Source organism: Shewanella eurypsychrophilus, from assembly GCF_007004545.3.
In the GTDB taxonomy this organism is placed as follows: Bacteria; Pseudomonadota; Gammaproteobacteria; order Enterobacterales; family Shewanellaceae; genus Shewanella; species Shewanella eurypsychrophilus.
In genome coordinates this window covers 4,636,914-4,658,043 of record NZ_CP045503.2, presented here as the reverse complement: position 1 = coordinate 4,658,043, position 21,130 = coordinate 4,636,914, and the positions used below count along the sequence as shown (strand labels likewise).

General features: G+C 41.5%; 17 protein-coding genes and 1 pseudogene. 8 read left to right on the top strand and 10 right to left on the bottom strand.

What is annotated here, in order from left to right:
• Positions 1 to 30: 30 nt before the first annotated feature.
• The 4 genes from mnhG to FM038_RS19890 all read right to left on the bottom strand — a co-directional run bounded on the left by mnhG (position 31) and on the right by FM038_RS19890 (position 1,744).
• Positions 31 to 372: a monovalent cation/H(+) antiporter subunit G gene (mnhG, locus tag FM038_RS19905; protein WP_142871528.1), complete on the bottom strand. Its 342-nt coding sequence runs from the start codon at positions 370 to 372 to the stop codon at positions 31 to 33.
• Positions 369 to 665 (bottom strand): MrpF/PhaF family protein, encoded by a 297-nt coding sequence (locus FM038_RS19900; protein ID WP_142871529.1) that lies wholly within the window; start codon positions 663 to 665, stop codon positions 369 to 371. The genes mnhG and FM038_RS19900 overlap by 4 nt, the downstream gene beginning before the upstream one ends.
• On the bottom strand, positions 659 to 1,192 hold the full coding sequence (locus tag FM038_RS19895; protein WP_142871530.1) for a Na+/H+ antiporter subunit E: 534 nt from the start codon (positions 1,190 to 1,192) through the stop codon (positions 659 to 661). Before FM038_RS19895 ends, FM038_RS19900 begins: the two co-directional genes overlap by 7 nt.
• A 108-nt stretch (positions 1,193 to 1,300) precedes the next feature.
• The gene (locus FM038_RS19890; RefSeq protein WP_142871531.1) at positions 1,301 to 1,744 is read right to left on the bottom strand and encodes a hypothetical protein; all 444 of its coding nucleotides are present in this window, start codon (positions 1,742 to 1,744) and stop codon (positions 1,301 to 1,303) included.
• Between the two features lie 945 nt (positions 1,745 to 2,689).
• On the opposite strand from FM038_RS19890, the pseudogene FM038_RS19885 reads away from it, so the two are divergent.
• Positions 2,690 to 3,669 (top strand): annotated as a pseudogene (locus tag FM038_RS19885) (transposase).
• A gap of 346 nt (positions 3,670 to 4,015) precedes the next feature.
• On the opposite strand, the gene FM038_RS19880 reads toward FM038_RS19885, so the two are convergent.
• From FM038_RS19880 to FM038_RS19870, 3 genes are all read right to left on the bottom strand, one after another.
• The gene (locus tag FM038_RS19880; protein ID WP_142871532.1) at positions 4,016 to 6,064 is read right to left on the bottom strand and encodes an alpha/beta fold hydrolase; all 2,049 of its coding nucleotides are present in this window, start codon (positions 6,062 to 6,064) and stop codon (positions 4,016 to 4,018) included.
• Positions 6,065 to 6,563: 499 nt separating this feature from the next.
• Positions 6,564 to 6,971 carry a hypothetical protein gene (locus tag FM038_RS19875; RefSeq protein ID WP_142871533.1) on the bottom strand — a complete coding sequence of 136 codons (408 nt, stop codon included), beginning with the start codon at positions 6,969 to 6,971 and terminating at the stop codon, positions 6,564 to 6,566.
• Positions 6,972 to 7,069: 98 nt separating this feature from the next.
• The gene (locus FM038_RS19870; RefSeq protein ID WP_142871534.1) at positions 7,070 to 7,510 is read right to left on the bottom strand and encodes an OsmC family protein; all 441 of its coding nucleotides are present in this window, start codon (positions 7,508 to 7,510) and stop codon (positions 7,070 to 7,072) included.
• 309 nt (positions 7,511 to 7,819) lie between these two features.
• On the opposite strand from FM038_RS19870, the gene FM038_RS19865 reads away from it, so the two are divergent.
• Positions 7,820 to 9,082 (top strand): DUF2325 domain-containing protein, encoded by a 1,263-nt coding sequence (locus tag FM038_RS19865; RefSeq protein WP_142871535.1) that lies wholly within the window; start codon positions 7,820 to 7,822, stop codon positions 9,080 to 9,082.
• Here the strand turns inward: FM038_RS19865 and FM038_RS19860 are convergent.
• Positions 9,068 to 9,517 carry a dCMP deaminase family protein gene (locus tag FM038_RS19860; RefSeq protein ID WP_142871536.1) on the bottom strand — a complete coding sequence of 150 codons (450 nt, stop codon included), beginning with the start codon at positions 9,515 to 9,517 and terminating at the stop codon, positions 9,068 to 9,070. The two genes, FM038_RS19865 and FM038_RS19860, sit on opposite strands and share 15 nt — an antisense overlap.
• 1,075 nt (positions 9,518 to 10,592) lie before the next feature.
• Between FM038_RS19860 and FM038_RS19855 the strand changes: the two genes are divergently transcribed.
• Complete coding sequence (locus FM038_RS19855) at positions 10,593 to 12,146, top strand: ammonia-forming cytochrome c nitrite reductase subunit c552 (protein WP_142871537.1); 1,554 nt, start codon at positions 10,593 to 10,595, stop codon at positions 12,144 to 12,146.
• A gap of 77 nt (positions 12,147 to 12,223) precedes the next feature.
• On the opposite strand, the gene FM038_RS19850 is transcribed toward FM038_RS19855, so the two are convergent.
• Complete coding sequence (locus FM038_RS19850; RefSeq protein WP_142871538.1) at positions 12,224 to 13,897, bottom strand: Na+/H+ antiporter NhaC family protein; 1,674 nt, start codon at positions 13,895 to 13,897, stop codon at positions 12,224 to 12,226.
• A gap of 436 nt (positions 13,898 to 14,333) precedes the next feature.
• On the opposite strand from FM038_RS19850, the gene gltS reads away from it, so the two are divergent.
• A complete protein-coding gene (gene gltS, locus FM038_RS19845; protein WP_142871539.1) occupies positions 14,334 to 15,563 on the top strand; it encodes a sodium/glutamate symporter in 1,230 nt (409 codons plus the stop codon).
• Positions 15,564 to 15,807: 244 nt separating this feature from the next.
• Positions 15,808 to 16,056 carry a DUF3297 family protein gene (locus FM038_RS19840; protein ID WP_142871540.1) on the top strand — a complete coding sequence of 83 codons (249 nt, stop codon included), beginning with the start codon at positions 15,808 to 15,810 and terminating at the stop codon, positions 16,054 to 16,056.
• Between the two features lie 208 nt (positions 16,057 to 16,264).
• On the opposite strand, the gene FM038_RS19835 is transcribed toward FM038_RS19840, so the two are convergent.
• Positions 16,265 to 17,962 carry a phosphoethanolamine transferase gene (locus FM038_RS19835; RefSeq protein WP_142871541.1) on the bottom strand — a complete coding sequence of 566 codons (1,698 nt, stop codon included), beginning with the start codon at positions 17,960 to 17,962 and terminating at the stop codon, positions 16,265 to 16,267.
• Positions 17,963 to 18,286: 324 nt separating this feature from the next.
• On the opposite strand from FM038_RS19835, the gene FM038_RS19830 reads away from it, so the two are divergent.
• From FM038_RS19830 to FM038_RS19820, 3 genes are all read left to right on the top strand, one after another.
• The gene (locus tag FM038_RS19830) at positions 18,287 to 19,135 is read left to right on the top strand and encodes an HDOD domain-containing protein (RefSeq protein WP_142871542.1); all 849 of its coding nucleotides are present in this window, start codon (positions 18,287 to 18,289) and stop codon (positions 19,133 to 19,135) included.
• Positions 19,136 to 19,474: 339 nt separating this feature from the next.
• Complete coding sequence (locus tag FM038_RS19825) at positions 19,475 to 20,548, top strand: DUF3083 family protein (protein WP_142871543.1); 1,074 nt, start codon at positions 19,475 to 19,477, stop codon at positions 20,546 to 20,548.
• 147 nt (positions 20,549 to 20,695) lie between these two features.
• Complete coding sequence (locus FM038_RS19820) at positions 20,696 to 21,097, top strand: ribosome recycling factor family protein (protein ID WP_142871544.1); 402 nt, start codon at positions 20,696 to 20,698, stop codon at positions 21,095 to 21,097.
• Positions 21,098 to 21,130 lie beyond the last annotated feature (33 nt).

Below are 21,130 nucleotides of genomic sequence, written 5' to 3'. Positions count from 1 at the left end.
CGACGAGAAAGCTTAATAGAACGACATTAACTAAAGTTTCGATGGCTTGTCCCCTCCCTTGTTAGTTGATTCGTCAAGCACGGGCTGTACGTTGTTACGCAGTGCTGCCTTGGCCAGTGCATGACTTGCTGTAGGGTTGATAAATAGGGTGAACAGTAGAACCATCATCAACTTAAGCAGTACTAACCCGTCAGGGGCTTGTAGCATTAGGCCGATAAGTATCATCCCTGCACCTAAGGTATCGGTGACACCTACCGCGTGCATACGGGTAAAAAAATCTGGGAAGCGCAAGATGCCAACACCACCGGATAGGCATAGAAAGCTGCCGAGCAGCAAACACAAACCACTGCCGATCTCGAGTATGAGATTCATTGTTTATCCTCTTTAGGTGAGGCCTGCTGTTGAAGCGGGTGCTTGAACTCAATAGAGTCAGAAAAGCGCAGTACGCCGATAACACTGATAAAGTTGATTAGGGCGTATACTAGGGCAATATCGAGAAACTCGGGTCGTCCCATCAAAAAGCCCAGTATCGAGATCAGTAGCACCGTTTTAGTGCCAAACATATTAAATGCGAGGATGCGATCGTATAGCGTTGGCCCCACGACGCAGCGAATAATCGCGAGGAGCATGACAACAAGAATTGCGATAGTGGCTGCAGTTAACATTTGTTTTCCAATTCAGTGACTCGGCGATCCATCTCACCGGCTTTTAAGGTATCGATATTTTCCTTGATCAATGCGTGGATGGTCATGCGATCACCGACTATGTCGACCGCCACCGTGCCCGGCGTCAAGGTAATGGAGTTGGCGTAAATAACCTTGCCGAGATCTGTGCGTTGACTGGCATCTATCGTGACAAGGGTGGGGGAGATGCTGCTATTGCCAAGCCAGATATGTTTGACCACAGAGATGTTGGAGACAATGATCTCTTTGGTTAGCCATAGCAGGTAGCTAGGCATTTTCAGTGAAAGGTGAACTGGCTGAGATTCATGGTCGATCACATCCATCCGGTGCGCAATAAAGAGCACGAGCAGGATAGAAGCGGCCCCCAATGACAGCAGGAGTGCGTTGCTGTAGTTTGAGTTAATCCACCAAAAAAGAGACAGGCTCAAGCAGAGGCACAGTTTGTGGCTCGGCGAATACCTGCTTGTTTCATCTAATGCTAATTTGTCTAAAATTTTGCTGTTATTCATGGTCGTTTTTCACCGTTACCAATAAGTTCATTGGGTTGAGGGTCAATAGATAGATTTGCTACTCATTTTTACTTGTGGCATGCAGTTTTATCAGAGACATGCAGAGATTTATGAGCATGAAGACTCCAACGCAAGCGCATCGAAAATTTGCGTGTGTAGTAACTGCATCGATTCGATTGGGTAGGACAGATGTCCAACGAGGCGCTCTGCTAAGTGCTCAACATTTACATTTTTAGGTAGGCATAATTGGGTCGGTTGCTCCTTCGATGTCCGTTTTCCTACTCGAGTTTGATAGGCCCTATCGAAAAATTCTCCTGATGTTTCACGCAATACGTAATCTGATTTAGTGGTTAATGAACCAGCCAGAAATCCCTGAATATAGTGAACGCAGGAGTTTGCAGAGTGCTCTTCTGGGGCACTCTTAAGTGACATACAAGATTCAAGTACCACTCGCTCCTTATCTGTAGGATCATTTGAGCCTGCAAATACCGAGAAGGATAAAGTTGATGTCAATGCTAATGTTATTAGCACTAATAACTGGCTGTTCTTCATTTAAATTCCTTGTTTATATGTTTACTTATTCGAGTGTAAGTAATTCGAGTGTCATAAATGCATAGTAAGCAGGAAAAGTTATATGTTATTGACATGGTTAATGTCTTGAACGCCAATATCAACACTTAATACGCTTTGTGTTGCCCAGGTGTTTATTTATCCTGGTTTTAATCAGTCTATATTGCTGTTATTACCAGCTTGTAGAGTCCCGCGTTATTTAAGTTAAATGTTCATTCCTACTTAGGGTGTATATTTTAATTGTTATGCATAGTCACTCGTTGACCTTGATAGTTAAGAGCAAATGGCTAGTTAGTGTAAACTCGAAAATTGCTACTTTATTCATCGGAAATCACGAGGTGTGTCTTTATCTATTTGTTTTATAAGCATTTGTACTTTGTGGTTAATGCTTGTTTAATGTAATTACAAGAATAATTAAGTTTTGATTTATGTTAAGTTAATCTTGTTTAAGGCTATTTTTAAGTTTATTTTAAGCTTGGTGCTGGCTTGATTTATAAATTTATTGGTATCTAGCTTAAGTAATAACGTGTCTATTCTTCTTGCTATTAATGGGTTTTATTAAATTATACAAAGAAGATATTCAGGTGTTGCAAACATATTATTTAAAAAGTAACACAACACTTTTTAAACTGAACGTCATCAAGCTGAAAACATATGTTTGACTGAATAAACGTTATAAATGTGTGTGCTTTTATCATGCTTAAAATAGGGGAGGAGGAAATAGTGCCCCAGCGTTAATGGCAAGACGTTGTTAAGCAAGCTGGAGATGTGGATCAATTTTCAAACGCTAAAGCGGATTGGTATGGAGAGAATTAACAGTGCCACCCATAATGTTTTGCGAGAATTAACAGTGCCACCCATAATGTTTTGCTGTTCTAGGAGTTCGCAACTAAGCTAAAAAGAGGGTTGTTTAGTGAGGGGGCTGCTATGCCACGCCCAAGAAGAACGCAAGTCAGTATCGAAGATACGCCAATGTACCATTGCTGCAGTCGCGTAACTCGTCGAGCCTATCTCTTTGGCGACGATAAATTCACCGGTAAAAATTATGACCACAGACGGGGTTGGGTTGAATCTCAACTTCTTAAGCTCGGTGATATTTTTGCCATTGATATAGCAGCTTATGCTGTAATGTCTAACCATCTTCACCTTGTACTTCAGATAGATATCTATCAAGCGAATAGTTGGTCAGATAGAGAAGTCGTTGAGCGTTGGCATCGGCTATTTAAAGGGACGGATATCACGCAGAAGTTTGTAAATGGTGAGGTAATTGAAAGTCATGAAGTTACCAGGCTCAAATATGCTGTTGCACAGTATCGAAGTCGACTCAGTGATATCAGTTGGTTTATGAGGGCGTTAAATGAGCCCATTGCTCGTATGGCGAATAAAGAAGATAACTGTACAGGTCGCTTTTGGGAGGGCTTGGCTTTAAAAGCCAAGCCCTACTCGATGAAGTGGCAGTCCTTGCTTGTATGGCTTATGTCGACCTCAACCCAATTCGAGCGAAGATGGCCCAAACACCTGAGACCTCTGATTTCACCAGCATTCAACGGCGTATTAAAGCTGTGATTAATGGTGAACAACCACAAGTTTTGCTGCCCTTTGTGGGTAATGAGAGAAAGGATGTGCCAAAAGGGCTGATGTTCAGCACTAAAGATTACCTACAACTAGTTGATGATACTGGCCGTATTATAAGAGGTGATAAGCGTGGTGCTATCAGTGTCGAAAGCCAACAAATTCTATTTAGATTAAATATTCCTACCGATAACTGGATCAAAATCACCAATGAATTTGGGGTGTTATTTAAAGGGCCTGTAGGCACTTTGCAAGAGCTTACATCCTATTGTGAACACTTAGATAAGCGAAGGCGACATTACAGTCAGTCCTGCAAGTACTTAAGTAACAGTTAGAACAAGCAGCTTCCTCCTCCTCATCGATTAACCTTTAAGCGGGTGATTTCATCTGCTTGTCATTCAATAAATTGTAAAAATATTCTTTAAATTTCACATCAATTCATTAGTACTTGTCATTTAGAGTCGATAGGTGAGACCTGCATCGAGGAGTCTCCTGATGCTGGTTCATTTTCAGTAGCTGGTGGCATTATGAAGTTTGTTATGGATGGCACTGATAAACCCTGCACTGTAACCAGTAAAACCACTGTGAACCATCCCCCCCATTTATTATCTTTTATTGTTAAAATCAAGGCTCATTTATTCATTATGATTAGTGTTGCTATGGATAAATGAGCCTTAATGATTACTCCGCTAGTACACTATATTGAGTAATCTCTTGCGTTGTCATCCAATGGATACTATCAGCTGTTGCTGCTTCTAAGGTGTACCAGTAAAAGTCAGCATCGATACCTATCGCTTTATAATATTCTAGGTACTTCATATGCTCTTGATGCTCTCGAGGGTAATCTAGGGCTACTTTACCGCTGCCATCGCTCCAAGAATGTACGCCAAGCTTAGCGCCCGCTTCAATAGTACGTTTTACGCCAGCTAAGAACATATCTGTACCACCGGATGCCACCATGCCATCGGCGGGAATGTGTGTTGCTATACCACGATTTCTAATTTCCATAGAAGCCAGTAAGTTGGTGTCATCATCCATCGAGCCAGGTACATCTTGCATTACTATGGTTTTTATTTGTGGATACTTGCTAAACAAGGTCTGCATTACCGCTAAGGTATCTGATCCGATAACACCATTCATATAAACGCTTGTTGAACTGGTATCATTATCTTTAAAGGTAAAGTTGGCGGCCTCTTCGTTATGACCTTCATTGTCATAGCTTATTTGAGCAATAGCCGAGACACAGGAGGTATCCAGCATTTTATTGGGGCTAGTAAAAAACTCATCGGCTAGAGCATCAAAGCAACTAAAACCTGCAAGCAATTGGCCGTGACCACCTTGGGGGTTGGTGATGTTTTGTGCATTGGGTAAATTATTAGCCACTAGCGCTCCCCATGCTGCTGGCGTTTGGCTATCATTTTGCCCATTGAGTATTAACACTGGAAGATTGCTGGTTACCGCTTGGGTTTCAATGTTATTCGCCGGTGCAACACTCCATACTTGGCAAGACGCTTTATCAAAGCCCATATGGAACATGCCATCTACCGCTAGCTGTGTGCTCGCTGACCATCCCTGACTGTTTGCACCCGATAAGGCAGTGGTACCAAGAAATGGATACTCCTCAGCACAAATCGTGGATAACCCCATGGCGCTATAAAAGATATCTTCTGCATCGAGAGTTTCATCATCGCCAGATCCTGAATTACCTGTTTGTTCATCACTGTCGTCTTGCTCAGCCTGTAACACCTCAAAGGCTGACGCATACTTATTGATGTCTTCATCAACTGCCATTAAGTAGTTAATAATCACGGGCTCTGTGGCGAGTTCAAGTAAGATTTGGATGAATTCTCGGCTCTCTGCCACCATGCCCTCATTATGCATACGGGCTATAATATCTTGAATAACCGTTTTAAACTCATCATCAGGACAGCTTTCAGTGTTAATGCAGTTTCTGACAATTTGATTCAAGGTTTCATAGTTTGCCCATGGTGTATCAGATATACCATTCACTTCTATCGGGAACATACCATCTAAAATAACACTACGAATACCTTCGCTATTTTCTCGCATTATGGTTGTGGCAAGACGGGTTCCATAAGAGATGCCATATAGGTTCCACTCGGGTATTTGTAGGGCTTGTCTGAGTTGAATAAAGTCCAAGGCATTATGTACGCTGTGATAAGCATCTAAATCAATCCCTGACTTTTCCAGTCTTGCTTTACAGGCTTGAAGCTGCTCAGGCGTACCTGCTTCGCCATTATATTCAGTACAGAACAGTGCTGGTTTTGAATAGCCAGTGCCCCGCTGGTCGACTAAATAAACATCTCGGTCTTTGATGAAGGTCTTGCTTTTGATTATTTCACCCATACTCTCATTAGCGCTTCCACCTGGGCCGCCTTGTAAATACACTATGGGATCGGCTTTTTTATCAGATGAGAGCGAGGCCAGTTTTATCACTGCTATCTCTATCTTTTTTTCCGATGCCGATTGACCGTATAAAGCATGCTTTTCCGGCACACTAAGATAGCCGCAGCTTGAGCCAGGTGTAAGCTGAGTTAACTGACCTGCAGATAACATCTCTTTACATTCAATTGATTTATACGAGCTCGCGGGGGTAACGCTTCCGTCTGTTTTTGTCGTATCTGGTTTCGAACTTGAACCTCCACACGCACTTAGCATGCTAGTAGCAATTATTGTTGATGCAACAAAAGACAAATTAACCTTTATCATTGCTCGCTTCCTCTATTTAAAATCAAAAGATATATTTTCACTGCCTCACAAATACTGTTTTAGTGGTGTAGTGAGCAGTTTATTGGTAAGCGATTATCTGGTATTTAAAATGTGTTTAGGGTAAGCGAATGTAAGGCTTTGTATGTAGGAAGCTAGATTGAAGAGCAATAAACGATGTCACATATGTTGTTGGCACTTAAGTAGCAGTTAGATCAAGCTGCTTCCTCCTCACCGCTTAACCTTTAAACGGGCGCTTTCATCTGCTTGTGATTCAAGAAATAATAAAAATATTCTTTAAATTTCACCTCAATTTATTCGTACTTGTCATTTAGAGTCGATAGGTGAGGCTTGAATCTAGTAGCCAGTTGATGTTTGTTCATTATCGGTGGCTGGTAACATTATGAAATTGATTATGGATGGCACCAATAAATCGATAAATCCCAATAAATCATTAGCCCCATATATGCGCTTGATGGGACTCTTGATTACTGAGTCTCGATTAAACTGCTTCTATTGGAATATCAACAATATCTCTTACTAATGACTTTGTTTCCCATCGTCCACCGTTATAATTTTGGCTATAAGTGGATCGAATATGACCTCTAGTTTGTGTCACCGTTCGTGTATCACCCTCTTGAGGTGTGGCAGGTATATCGGGTAGATCGCCTTCTGCCAAAATCTCGATTGAGGAAGTGATACATACCTTTGACTTGTATATAACTTCTACTGGAAAATGACTATCAAGTTCATTGGGTAGCTCACTACTATCTACTGAATCATAAATACTCTGCTCATTGCTTATATAAGTTTGCTCAGTACTGTAGCAGTTGTGAACACTATTTTTATTAGCTAAAACAGAAGTGGATATCAAGGATAAGGCTGTGAGGAAAAAAAGGCTTTTCTTCATGATTAAAATTCCTTTTAAAATCGAAGTTAAACCCTAAAGTTATTCCTTTTTTACTTCAATGATTTGTATGTTTCACTTTGTATCATTTGCCAAAAGGGCTATACAACGCTGTGGGTTACCAATGTTGGTTTAAGTAAATTATCGTGAACCGGGCAGCGGTGACAAACCGTGTCTAAAAAAGCACTTTTTTGCTCTTGGTTAAGTTGAATATCATCAACCGTTGCATCCATAACGGCGATGATATCTATCACTTTAAAACCAACGGGGTCATCTGAAGGCTTGCCTTGTAATCCTGCTGTATTTAGCTGTGCTTTCATCGAAATATCGAACTGTTGAAGATCAATTTTTTGCTCTCTTGCAACCATTTTAGCTATGGTTGAGATACATCCTGCCAATGAGAATATAAAGGTTTCCAGTGGATTAGCTCCTTCATTTCCTGCGGTAGGTTGATCAATTACTAGTAGATGCTCTCGGATCTGAGCACTGATTTTCCAGCCCTCTCCCATTCGAGTATTTACTTCTATCATTTTGTTCGCCATATCCATGTTGCTCCATTAGATTTATTTCAATGAGGATATTCTAATGAATGTATCATCGAAATCTCAGATTAATCTCACACTTTTCTTAATTAATAAAAAGATCTGTCCCATATGGTTGTAAATCAGGTCATAAACGGCCTGATTAATATTTAACAGATTGGTTGTTTCGCGGAAATATTTTCAAGTAACACTTCCCAAACACGCAAATGATAACTATTATCATTTGCAGTGTATCATTACACTGATGCTACTGACGACTCAATCATTGCTTAAGGCAAGTTTAACTGCGACAGGATTAAGGAGGACTGCATGTGCGATACCCCAGCCACTGGAACACAGGTATTTAATCGCTTTAAAGGTAAACGCAAGCTGTGGGAGTTAAGCACTAAACTGCTATGTCCGGTCATAGGTACCTGTTTGACGACATCTGAGATCCGTAAGCTAGCAGAGAAGATTGCCGACAAAGAACAGGCTCGAAAAAGTGATTACTGGCTACACACTTGGATCGTTTCTAACTGTGACGATAAACATCACCTGTCTTTGACGGTACAAAAGCATCTGGATAAAAAATTTGCAGCCGCCATCAAGCGTTTTGGTCAGATTAAATGTCGCGATGAGCTCAACCATGCCTGGCAGCAACATATTGATCGAGGAGCCAGCGCCGAAGCCTTATGGGCACTGCTAACACACCCCTTGTGTGATCTGACTATTCAGGAGATGGCCTATGAAACCATTCATATGTTGTCCCACCAGATTGGGGCTGGCCAGCGTGCTGATCTGAAACGGCTACACACTGTTGAAAAGGAGCTGTTAGAACTGAAGAGAGCCTTAGATAAAAGTCAGCAAAAAGCCCATCAGACTATCTCTAGTAAAGAGCGGCAGCTAAGTGAACAGCAACAGCTGCTGGCTGAAATCAAGGCGGAAAATCAGCACCTCAAAGAGCACTGCAAGCGGCTAGAGCGGGAAGGGGATAATAATGCTGCAGCGTCGCAACTGCAGCAGCTACACAACGAACTGGCGAGTAAGAATATCTCGCTCGAGATTTTGGATAAACAGAAACTGCAGTGGCAGCAAAAACTGCAAAACAGTGAAGACAATATTTTGGGTTTAACTCAGAAATTGCAGCAACAGCAGCAGGAAACTCGAGCCCTAGAAGGGTTCGTAAAGCAGAGTCTTCCTCCCTGTAATGGCTGCAGCGCGGCTTCCTGCATTGACTGTCCAGACCTTAAGGGGCTGAAGATTTTATGTGTTGGTGGCCAGCAGAGAATGACTGAGCAATACAGGGAGCTGGTGTCTCGCTGTAATGGCGAATTTAGCCATCACGATGGCGGCGTCGAAGACCGTAGCAAGCGTTTGGATGCCATGTTATGGTCTGCCGATGCGGTTATTTGTGCCTCCGACTGCATCAGTCACGACGCCTACTACAGATTGAAACGTTTTTGTAAGCAACATAATAAGCGTCATCTGTTCATCCCGTCATCTGGCATATCAAGCTTTGCTAAAGCGATGGACGATGTGGCCAATGATATAAGCTGCGCTGCTTCAGCTTATAACATATCAAACAGTCTCTGACGGCTCTACCTGCATCCAATCGACTGTAACGCCGGCTTGGTCGAGCATATCTTGGCTTATTTTAATCTTCTCTCCCCAGCGTGACTGGAAATCTTCGCTCGGTTGTGGGCTATGTACTGTACTCAAACCCGTTTGGATTATCTTTGCAGCGCAGTTAGGGCAGGGGAAGTGGGTAACCCAGATCTCGCAGCCGCTGAGATCACGCTTAGCATAGAGAATGGCATTCTCTTCTGCATGGAGGGTTTTTAGGAGCTTCATCTCCCGGTTATCGGTTTCGGCACTATCGGAGATCCCATGGGGGTAGCCGTTGAAACCTAGAGAGACAATACGATTATCTTCGGTGATCACCGCACCAACTTGAGTGGAGGGGTCTTTACTCCAAGATGCAACGAGCTCTGCCATCTGTAGAAAACGTGTCGGCCATTTTGTCATCATCTTATAAGAACTCCAATTCTATACTGCTGAATAAACTAGTCTAACTGGCTGCTATTCTCTATGGAGAACAGTGATAAATCAACCTCTAGCCAACTCGCTTTAGAGATAAGAATGGATGGCTTGTGAACTGGTGGCTTGTTAGCAGTAGGCAGCATGTGTTGATTACTTTGCTATTTGGATGAACTGCTGGGGATCTATCTAGTGTTTAAGCTATGCCTTGTAGCTGTGCGAATTTATTTTATTCTGACCCTCCTGATTATTCCTCATTTATTGGGTTTGTTAGAAAGTCTAACTTTCTAACATTAGTCGATTCTAAAAAGAGCTGTTTTGTGTTGGTTTCAAACCCAACGGTTAATCTTATTTAATAGTGAATGTAAGTTTGTTTACTTTTGTATTATACAATCCAGTCTAATTTAGTAATGGCTACATCCGCGCAAGCTAATTAAGATGCTATTTAACTTCTAGCTTTGGTTAGTGCTCGAATACGTTTTGGATAGTTAATATTTCATCATGTTATTTCTATGTGGTAATTGATTTTTCGATCGGTTGTGGTTTAATGTTTAATTAAGGTTTGTGTGTTTGATGGTTTTTTATTGATGCTAAATGAAGGTTTCATAGGATGTTAATTTGGATCTGGTCTTGGTTTCGTTGTTGTTCTGTGAAGTGAAAAAGCATTGATTATTTATAGAGGGGATTTTATTTATGTTTTTATTTTTAAAATTATAGATATCCTAACTAGTTGTTTTTAATCGCTTTGTTATCATTGCTTAAGCTGGTTATTTTCATTTAAATAAGGTTTATTATAAAAGTCACGATATTTCGTCATTATTTACGTGTGATCAATTCATTTTGCATACTCATAAGTGAGTATTATTTTGGTGTTCAATTTTTGATATGTGACAAGGTTATTATACTTGTTTTGCATTCTGTCACATTAACACTTTAAATATCTGTCCAGTATTTTTTGATGTGATATTAATTGTTTTGAATTTAATCAGCGATTAATTAAAGTATTGAATTATTCGCTGATTGGTTAGTGATTAATAAAAATAATGAATGCCGATGAGGAATGAATATGAAAGTTAAAAAGCTGGCAATCGCTGTCATGCTGTCAACTATGTTTACTGGTTATAGCGTAGCAAACGAAGTCGATTTATATAAAAGCGAGAATTGGAAAAAACAGTTCCCTGAGCAATACACTACTTGGGCTGAAACAGAACAGACCACCCCTGAATCAGGTAAGTTGGAAGACTTATTAGCGTCTAACCCAAACCTTGTCAGCGCCTGGGCTGGTTACGGTTTTGCAAAAGATTACAATCGTGCTCGTGGTCATCAATTTGCGTTAACTGACATAACAAAAACTCTGCGTGTTGGTCATCCGCTAGTGGGTCATGATGGTGAAGTCGTCGGTGAAGCAATGGCTGCTAACTGCTGGTCTTGTAAATCACCTGATATTGTTCGCATGTATGACAAAGTCGGTGAAGCTAACTTCTCTAAAAATACTTGGTCAACTTGGGGCCACGAAATATCTAATGCGATCGGTTGTGCCGATTGTCATGAGTTAGGCACTGAAGACATTAGGGTTAGCCGTCCATATGCCGACCGCGCAATGAAAACAATAGGCAAAGACTTTGCCGATCAAACACATACGATGCAAGCCAGCCAAACTTGTGCTCAATGTCATGTTGAATACTATTTTGACGGTTCTGACAGTAAGAAAGTACGCTACCCTTGGGATCATTGGGTGCCAGGTGTGAAAACCGATTATAAAGACGTGGTGAACTACACAGGTACAGATGGCCTTTATGAAGGTTTTGCGGCTGAAGCACAGCTTGCGTACTACGATCAGCGTAACTTCAAAGACTGGACCAATGCCATTTCAGGTGCACCATCACTAAAGGCTCAACATCCTGAGTTCGAAAATATGTCAGATCGAACTGAACATGCGATGGATAACCACTTAGAGTTTGGATGTACCACTTGTCATATGCCTAAGACCACCAATGATAAAGGGGTTGAGTATTCAAATCATAAAGTGACGTTCGAAGCAGAAAAACTACCGGAAAGCTGTTTAAGTTGTCATGATGGTGCAGACTTTAAAGAGATATTTGATGAGCGTAAAGCCGAAATAAAAACGCTGCGTTTTGCTGCCAATGGTACAGATCCTCGTTTAACTGAAGCACACTTTAAAGCCCAGGCGATTTGGTCTGCGAATGGAATTAAGGGTCTAGAAGCTGGTAAGAGTATTGGTGAAGCAAAAGGTAGCTACGAAGCGGCATTAAAAGCTGGTACACAGCTAGCGGCAGAAATGGATAGCTTATTATCTAAAATCAGACATGCACAGTGGTTCTGGGATAGTGCAACAGCCTCTCACGGTATTCATGCTCACAACCCTGAAGAAGCTGTTCGTTTGCTAGAAAAATCGAATGCGATTTTAGATGAAGCGATTGCAGAAGCTGATGCATTATTAACTAAGTATGCGCCTAGCTATGTTTATGATGGCAGTAAATACGATACCAAGGCTAAGGTTCAACCTTTAGCTGGTCTTAATTTTGAAGCGATGAAAACCTCGAAAGAGTTGTTTATCGAGCAGCGCGTTGAAAAAGAATGGCCTGTTGATTTGAAATAAATAGCCTCTCCACTATTACCTCTCAAATCCAACGCCAGTCGATGTAAGTCGACTGGCATTTTTCTCACCTGTTTCCTTCAAGGCTGTCTGATATCAACCGATAATGCTGGAGCTTCAGAAGCTGGTGATTTTTGGCAAGACTGACCAAATTGATTTAAGCCAAACCACAACAATACAGTCGCTGTGATAAATACGCTCCACCATGAAAGCCCAAACCCTGTAGCGATAGTGCCTAATAGTGCAATGACTCCAACAACAAGCGCGTATGGCATTTGTGTTCTAACGTGTTCTATATGATTACATTGAGAAGCCATGGACGACAAAATCGTAGTGTCTGAAATTGGTGAGCAATGGTCACCCCAAACTGCGCCTGCGAGTACACAAGAAATGGAAGAATAGATAATGTGCATGTCCGAAGGGTTAACAAAACCATTGCTGGTTGAAACTAAGCTCCAACTCACAGGAACAACCAAGGGCATTAATATTCCCATCGTGCCCCAACTCGTTCCAGTTCCCAAAGATATGACCCCAGCCAACAGAAAAATAACAGCTGGAAATAAAGCAGGATAAATTCCATCTCCTATTATAGTTGCTAGATAATTTGCCGTGTTCAACTCTTTGGTAATTTCAGCGAGCGCCCAACTCAAAACAAGTATCACAAGCGCAGAAGTCACGCGACTTAATCCATTTGTCCATGAGTTGATAGTATTTTCCAAAGACTGAATATTTTGAGCAACAGTCATAATAATAGCTACAATAGAACCTAAAAAACCACCAAATAACAATGCAACCAGTGAGTCAGCACTGCCCAGTATTTCTGTAATGGTATTACCTTGACCCGTTAATAAAATACCAAAGATAACAGTGGCAATTAAGGTGATTATGGGGAGTAATGCATTTAAACAACTAGACTGTTGAACATTAGATTTTTCTACCAATGTCCCTGACGCATTTGCAGACAATTTACCCGAGAACGCCCTTTTTTCTGCTGTTAACATTGGACCGAAATCTTTACCTGTATACGCTATAAAAATAACAAAGATAAGTGTCAATACAGGATAAAAACTATAGGCAATGGAGTTGAGAAAAATAACATAGGGTTCGCTTAAGCCATCAATGCTTTCGATAGCTGTTCCAATCAATCCCACCTCATATCCTATCCAGAGGGAGATCAAGGCTATAGATGCCAGAGGCGCTGCGGTAGCATCCACTAAGTAAGCTAACTTCTCGCGAGATATATTTACTTTATCGGTTAGAGAACGCATGGTGTTGCCAATAATCAGCGTATTTGCATAGTCATCAAAGAAAATAACAAAGCCCATAAAAACAGTACTCAGCTGGACGCTTTTTCGACTGTTTGCCCAGCGTTTAATTTGTTCAACTAAGCCTAATAAACCACCGTTGGTAGAGATGACTCCCACCATACCACCGATAAATAAAGTAATTAGAATAATTGAAATATGGTCAGTATCATTAATCACATTTAGTGCATATTTTTGTGGTACATCAAGCAAGCCTTTAAATAGGCCATTAAGACCTTTACCTGCGATTACCCATGCACCAAACCAAATACCTAGAAATAAAGCAATAATGACTTGCCGAAGAATAAATGCTGCTGAAATGGCGATAAGAGGAGGTAAAATTGAAATGATATTCGGAGTTCCGAGTACTGAACTATCATCTGTAAAATACACAATAAAAAATGAGGAAACAAGGAGCACAATGAGTGATATCCAGCGTTTCATATTCATATTTTCTCCTGTTTCACCATTCCTTTAAGCACGCTTTATTAATAGATTCTACATAGATGACATTGAGTGTAGGTTAGGAAGTTTGTAAGTACAAATAGCACTATTTTGGGCGACATCTGCATCACAGCATAGCCCTCCTGTGAGCGTGAAACAGATCTAGGCATGTTCACCCTTGCGTGGCGATAAATCAGCTCATAAGAACCCAAATTCAATGACCTTACAGTGGTTACCTTGCTTGTAATGATATTCATGACAATGTTATGTAGTTTTGGCTGATTATCTCGACAGATTAAACATTTACACTTCCCCATATAGATCTCCCCTGAGCTATTAGCGCTTAAATGGCGTTAATCACTCGCATAGATAAAGTTTCGTCAAATCTATGGCTATTCGCACACGATATGTAACTAAAAAAAGCACGAAAAAGGAAACATAAATGCAGATTGAAATAGTTGATGTCCCCCCATTTGTTGCTTTTACTGTAGCGATTATGGTGCTGTTTTACGGAAAATATCTTACGACTAAATACGAGCTATTGCGTAAATACAGTATTCCAGAGCCTGTGGTAGGGGGTTTTGCTTGTGCGGTATTAGTGGGAGTTCTGTATTACTTTTTTGGCTACCAACTGACTTTTAAATTGGAAGTCATGGACTGGCTGTTGATCTATTTTTTCACGGGTATTGGCTTGCGGGCGGATATAAAAACCTTATTAAAAGGCGGCAAACCTCTGTTATTACTGCTCTTACTAGCTTCCAGCTATATTGTAATGCAAAATATTCTAGGAGTGACTATCGCCAGCTTATTTGGACTCGATCCAAAGGCTGGCTTGATGTCTGGTTCGGTTGCGTTAACGGGAGGGGTTGGTACGACCATGGCTTGGGCGCCCACCTTTGTGAACGAGCTTGGTATTGCCAATGCGACAGAGCTAGGAGTCGCGTCTAATACCTTAGGGCTTATTGGCGCTTGCTGTATTGGTGGTCCAATTTCCGCCTATTTGATTAAGCGCCATAAGCTTGAAACCAGCGCTAGTGATGATCTCACCATTGGCGCTCGTCACGAGGAAGCCGCTGGGATAAGGGTGACTTACTTTGGTGTTTTACGTGCGTGGTTGTGGTTAAACGTCTCTATGATGATTGGCTATAGTATTAATGAAACCTTACAAGCGGCGGGTGTTAAATTACCGCTATTTGTGGCTTGTCTACTGGCAGGTATTTTAGTGGGTAACTTTGGTCGCTGGGCATTAGGTTACTTGAATAAGCCCACATTACATAACTATGCAGAAGAGGCTGAACAAGGGTTAACACTCATTTCTGATCTCTGTTTAGGGATGTTTTTAACCATGGCATTGATGGGCTTGCAGATTTGGAAACTCGAAGGCAGCTTTGTTTATATTTGTACCATTGTAGGTTTGCAGATCTTAATGTCGGCATTGTTTACTACTTTTGTTGTGTTTCGAATGATGGGAAAAGACTATGGTGCTGCAGTTATCTGTGCTGGTTTTGGTGGTGTCACACTAGGGTCTACAGCAACTGCAATTGTAAACATGCAGGCGGTAACACAACAATATGGTGCTGCACGTCAGGCATTTATAGTGGTGCCATTGGTATGCGGTTTCTTTATCGATATCGTTAACGCTATGGTGATTAATTTTATGGTGTACTTCTAATGTTATTATTGAGATAGGGCCATATATGGTCGGTCCATCGCCATGAAGGCAATGCGGTAATAACACGACTAGTCACAATGAGTGTATTTGTATTAGGGTGTGGTTATAAAATATCTGGTAAATGTGTAGAGAGCGTGGATAACATTTATCACTGCCGCTATTGAGCATAAGGCCTGTATTGCCTACAATGGCGCACGATTTTTTACTGCTATTTTTCAACTTTTTTATAATAGGGGCCACGACCATGACCGACACTACATCACAACCAGCCTTACCAGATCGCCTTTCTGTAAATCCACGTAGCCAGCATTATGTGGAAGCTATTTTCGAGCATGAGATTGGCATAAAAATCAACGGCAAAGAGCGTTTTGATGTTGAAGAGTACTGCATCAGTGAAGGTTGGGTAAAAGCGCCATCGCACAAAGCATTGGATCGCCGCGGCCAACCTTTGGTGATGACAGTAAAAGGCACTGTTGAAGTTTTTTATAAGTAACTCATCGACCGCTGATAAGAGTGGCTTGAGGTTTTGAGCCTTGTCTACACTTAAAACATTCGATTCCGAATGTTTTAAGAGACAAGGTCTTTTTCATATAACCCTGTATTTTCAGTTATTTCAAAGTATTCCAAGGTATTCAGATATTCTGCCCGTCAAAAAGCGTTAACGTTACCAGCCATTGCTAAATACCCTCTTATGTTTGAATCTACTTGGTGCTGTAATTAACGACACCACTCATGTTATTGCTAGTAAGCCTAGTACCGTCTCGAGTTTGAGGAGACATACAGCTTGCAAACAAATCCAGCTCCCTATCATATTGCGTCGAGTCAACATTCAAAATCCCCAACATGCTATGGAAAATATTATCATGGCTGAAAGTATCCCTCTTAGCGTGACGTTGAAGGCAAGTGGTATCTATATACGGACTTCGTTGCTCGGGAAACCAGGCTAACAAGGGGATATGTTTCTGCTCATCTGGGGCGAATGCATAGGGGAAACCGTGTAGGTAGGCGCCGGATTCACCGAGTGACTCACCATGATCTGAGACGTATAACATAGAAGGTTGTACATCCTCTGGTAGGGTATTTAAGCTCTCAATGATCTTAGAAAGTACCAGATCGGTATAGGCAATCGTGTTGTCGTAGGTATTGAGCAGAGTCTCTGGAGAGCAGTTTTGTATATCACTTCTTTGGCAGTCGTCCTTGAAAGGGCGAGTTTCACTGGGATAACGTCTGAAATAGGTGGGTCCATGAGAACCTATCATATGGAGCACTATTAGGGTGGTGGGTGCGCTTAGCGCTGCAAGTTTATTTTGAAGTGGCTCTATCAGTACCTCATCGAAACAGTAATCACCATCACAAAGAGGGTTATTAGATTTTACATCGATATTAATGGTGGGCACGCGCTTACAGACACCTTTGCAGCCGTTGTTATCTACCCAAAGCACATCGACTCCGGCAAGTGATACTAGATCCAGTAAATTTTGTTCATTTTCAGCGTCAATTTTATCGAAGTTACTTCTGGTCAAGGAAGAGAACATACAAGGTACGGATACAGCGGTTGCAGTGCCGCATGAAAACATCTTCTCAAATGAGATGAGCCCGTATTTCTCCGTGGCTTTATTCGTTGGCTTGTCATAGCCGTTATAGGCGAAGTTTTGCGCCCTGGCCGTTTCACCTATCACCATGACAATCACTTTTTTCTGCGCACCATCAGAGGTAATCAATCTGGGGGCGCTGTCCAGAGTATTAAAACTTCTTGGCTCGGTAAAGTATTGATCTCTTGTGTATTTAATACTATCTACCAGGTATTGAAAGGGGATAGATGATTTTTGTAGTTGCCTGTGGTTACGCCCGACAGAGGCGTAGTTTGGGTAAAAAATAGCGGCGATGATGATGATTGACGCTATTGAGATAGCGATCAATTTTATTCTCGATAACAAAGACATTAGTCTCGGGTAATGCTTAATTTTTACCAACAGAATAAAGGCCGCCGGTAATACGCCGGTAAACACAAAGAAGGCTGTAACATGCCAGTTTAGGTAAGACAATGCCTCGGCCGTATGGGTTTCAGCCGAGTTTTGGATCATACCGTAATCGAATATGACGCCATAGCTCACCTTGGCATAGAAGACTAATGAGGAGATGAGCGTTAAACAGATTAGGCTGGGCTTAAGAATAGGCCGTGCTGAAAAGAAGCAGAACAGCAGCGTACATAAGTTAAATGCCAGAACCGGGACGGTGGCGAGAAATAGCAGATTATAGTTCTCTAAGGCCAGTACAGTGCTTGTCACCTCTTGCAGAAAAGGAAAGTTAAATACCAGAGTAAAGTAGAGTGCGACCAACATGATGAGTTGATTGGTGCTCAATGGGTATTTTGAGAAATAATTAAGTAAAGATGACATGATTTAAAGCCTTACGATAGAGAGGAGTGTGACGGTTTTGATGCTCATCCCTAAGCGCAGAAATCATAGCAGCCGCGTCTGCTACGGGGTGTAAGCAGATGCAAGCCCTGAGTAAGCGTGTGTAAGCGCTTGGTGAGGGGGAGATGAAATTAAGTTGGAGAGGCTGAGCTAGGATTAATTGTGGAGCATGGTTATTGGATCATCAAAAGGGAGTGATTAATGAGCATTTATGAAGAATTAACCTTGTCTCCCTTGTTATTAGTATTGAACAAATCAACTCGTTAACTATCATTAGTATTACCCTATTCGAACTGGTTGAATCTAATGTCAAAGTCACCGCTTGATTACGCCAAGCAAGCGCAAGAATTATGCGTGCTATCTGATGTTTATATGACATTGAACCGAATGTTATCCAGTGATAGTTGCAGCATGGAGGAGTTGGCCGATGCCATTGCCTATGAGCCTGCTATTGCCGCATCGATTTTAAAAATCGCTAATAGTGCTATGTTCAGTATGCCAAGAAAGATAGACAGCCTTGCTAAAGCGTTAGTCTTACTTGGTATAAAGCAGGTAAAGAATCTGGTTAATGCTTATGGTGTTACCGCGGCATTTTCTAGCATAGATCCTAAAGTCGCAGATATGGATAAATTTTGGGAAATAAGCGTAGATTGCGCTTTGATATGCCAGTATTTTTCAAAAAGTAAGCAAATTCCCAATACTGAAAATATCTTTTTGTCTGGGCTATTTCATAACTTGGGGATGTTAGCCATTGTCCACAGCGAGCCTGGTAAAGTCAGTTATTGTGAGGACTATGATAGCGATGAAACACCTTGGCTTCGCCAGAACGAGATGTTTGGTTTTACCTTTGCAGATTGCACCAACGAGTTGTTAAAGCTATGGAACTTACCGGACACCATCATACAGCCCATCGCAGAGTTCAATCATACAGAGCCAACCTCTCTGTCTGCCAATAGTCAATTGCTTTATATTGCTTCTCGGTTAGCCGTGATTAATGCCGAACCTGGGATATATACCAAGGAAGAGTTAATTAATCAGGTTATTCTGGATGATCTGGGTATTAGTTTAGATGAGTTAAATCAATCGCTTGAATATTGTAATTTGCAAGCGATGGAGCTTTTAGCGACTTTCCCGATACAGGGCAGGACGAGTTAAAAGTAACGGTGACACTCATTGTTATCCATTTTGAAGATACGCCCTCCTTGCTGAAAGTCACAGTGCGGGACTCAATTATATGAGCCCTGCTCGATGAGGAAGTGTAGATTGATTTTAATAATTAAATCATATTCGAAGTGTATTATTGTTATGCCAAGCTAGGTAAGTTAGTGTGCACTACATTGCACAGGAAAATTGATCAAATACTAATGTAGATTGGCATATAACTAACAGATAGAGGCTTGTTTTATCGCAGGGCTCTCGCAACAGCATACCGTAAGGGTTTATTGCTGCCATTGACACCAAACTACATATGGTTAACTTATCTCAGGAGTATTTATGGCCCTTAGCCATCAGCAAAAAGTGTACATTCCCAAGGACGTTCGAAGCAATCAATTCATCACAGCAGAAATCAAAGTAACGGATGCTTTGTTGGCCCATTACTCCGATTATAAAACATGTTATCAGACGCTTAGCTGCACTATTTTCAATCTTGCAGAGCAAGAAGAGTTATATAACATTCATGTGATCACTAACGATAAGCTACCCGTAGTGCGTTTTCACACTGAAGCGTATTGTTTCCCAACTGCAGAACAGATTATATTTTTCTATAACCCTGAGTACCATGAAGCGCAAAGTCTTCATAGTAAAGAGGATTACCGAGCTCGAAAAATAAGGATTGTGCTCTTAGCGACTGGTGAAGACATTCGCAGTAACTCTGCTAATTTTCATATAAAAGTGCAGTCTTTTCTCTCGAAATTGCTGCCGCAATTGCCAGAAAAAGATCTCACAATAAAAATCCGTGATCATCAACATCTCTCATATGATCTGTTCGCTAAAGCCAAAGGCAATAAAGAGAGTTATGGATTTAAGCTGCGTTCAATCAGTGACAGATATAAAGCAAGACTGTGTCCGCTTCCAGAAGGACACGGTTCGTTGTGCTATGTCACGGTAAAACTGCCCTTAAGTCGTAAGCTTAAACAAGCGTTATTACCAGAAAACACCAATGACTTCACCCCTCTATATCAGAAGTTAGAGGATGCATTTATCCAGGCTACTTCAGCCAAACAACTTAAGCGGATTGCTATGGTTGCGAATGGGCTAACTCCTCTTGTTCGTAACAGTAAATATGATCAAGTTGAGGGGACTGACGAAGTGCAAATGCTCGGCTTTAACCCCAATATAGAAGAGCAACAATTTATTCGCCATTGGGACGGCAACCGCTTAGTCGAAACGGTGAACTTTACTATCGCAGCAGGAGAAAAAGATTCTAAAGATGGTGGCCTTGGCCGTTATTTGAATCGAGTTGAAGAGGCATTAAAGAGTTTTACGTCTGAATTAGCGTTAGACAAATCACGCGAAGAACTCATAGTGCGCTTCCACCAACATATTAGCTATCAGAACCCTGAATAGTTAATCATCGAATAGCCCTCCATAATAGTGAGTTCAACACGGCTACTGGGGGGGCTAGATGACTTGTAAACGAATGAACCTTGGGTTGTTACTGAGTGAGACTTTGATTCGTTACTTTCGCAAATTTGCCATGAATGAAATATAGCGATGAAAGACGTTATCACCATCTCACTTCCCTCACTGATCCATCGGATCGGCAGGGAAGAGGTTAAACAAGCCAAGGTCATTGCATTGCAATATCATTGCGAGCTTAAGCGAGTTCGTCGCTCCAGGCATTGGCGGCTTTCTGGTGAAGCTATCAAGATTCAATCTTTCACCCTTCACTTAAAAACAGCACCATTGCAAAGAGAACGTGGCGGGTTTCGCTACCTTATTCTAAAGATTGAAACAGCTTTGCTTGAGCATACTGACAAGCTAGAGCCTTTAGAGGCCAAGCTTGCCCGTCTGATCAATGAGAGCCCCAACATCACCTTGTCCGAATTAATACATATTACCGATTGCAGTTTGGCTGAAGCCAGAACAGCACGTTTCCACGCCGACTCCTGGTAATTAAGCTGTGCTGACATCGCTAAATAATGTTTA

What these genes read in the sequence shown, in the direction of transcription:
- FM038_RS19860 (WP_142871536.1), bottom strand. Translation starts at nt 9,517, where the DNA reads ATGATGACAAAATGGCCGACACGTTTTCTACAGATGGCAGAGCTCGTT.
- FM038_RS19870 (WP_142871534.1), bottom strand. Translation starts at nt 7,510, where the DNA reads ATGGCGAACAAAATGATAGAAGTAAATACTCGAATGGGAGAGGGCTGG.
- FM038_RS19875 (WP_142871533.1), bottom strand. Translation starts at nt 6,971, where the DNA reads ATGAAGAAAAGCCTTTTTTTCCTCACAGCCTTATCCTTGATATCCACT.
- FM038_RS19900 (WP_142871529.1), bottom strand. Translation starts at nt 665, where the DNA reads ATGTTAACTGCAGCCACTATCGCAATTCTTGTTGTCATGCTCCTCGCG.
- FM038_RS19850 (WP_142871538.1), bottom strand. Translation starts at nt 13,897, where the DNA reads ATGAATATGAAACGCTGGATATCACTCATTGTGCTCCTTGTTTCCTCA.
- FM038_RS19865 (WP_142871535.1), top strand. Translation starts at nt 7,820, where the DNA reads ATGTGCGATACCCCAGCCACTGGAACACAGGTATTTAATCGCTTTAAA.
- FM038_RS19890 (WP_142871531.1), bottom strand. Translation starts at nt 1,744, where the DNA reads ATGAAGAACAGCCAGTTATTAGTGCTAATAACATTAGCATTGACATCA.
- FM038_RS19840 (WP_142871540.1), top strand. Translation starts at nt 15,808, where the DNA reads ATGACCGACACTACATCACAACCAGCCTTACCAGATCGCCTTTCTGTA.
- FM038_RS19835 (WP_142871541.1), bottom strand. Translation starts at nt 17,962, where the DNA reads ATGTCATCTTTACTTAATTATTTCTCAAAATACCCATTGAGCACCAAT.
- FM038_RS19825 (WP_142871543.1), top strand. Translation starts at nt 19,475, where the DNA reads ATGGCCCTTAGCCATCAGCAAAAAGTGTACATTCCCAAGGACGTTCGA.
- FM038_RS19855 (WP_142871537.1), top strand. Translation starts at nt 10,593, where the DNA reads ATGAAAGTTAAAAAGCTGGCAATCGCTGTCATGCTGTCAACTATGTTT.
- FM038_RS19820 (WP_142871544.1), top strand. Translation starts at nt 20,696, where the DNA reads ATGAAAGACGTTATCACCATCTCACTTCCCTCACTGATCCATCGGATC.
- mnhG (WP_142871528.1), bottom strand. Translation starts at nt 372, where the DNA reads ATGAATCTCATACTCGAGATCGGCAGTGGTTTGTGTTTGCTGCTCGGC.
- FM038_RS19880 (WP_142871532.1), bottom strand. Translation starts at nt 6,064, where the DNA reads ATGATAAAGGTTAATTTGTCTTTTGTTGCATCAACAATAATTGCTACT.
- FM038_RS19830 (WP_142871542.1), top strand. Translation starts at nt 18,287, where the DNA reads ATGTCAAAGTCACCGCTTGATTACGCCAAGCAAGCGCAAGAATTATGC.
- gltS (WP_142871539.1), top strand. Translation starts at nt 14,334, where the DNA reads ATGCAGATTGAAATAGTTGATGTCCCCCCATTTGTTGCTTTTACTGTA.
- FM038_RS19895 (WP_142871530.1), bottom strand. Translation starts at nt 1,192, where the DNA reads ATGAATAACAGCAAAATTTTAGACAAATTAGCATTAGATGAAACAAGC.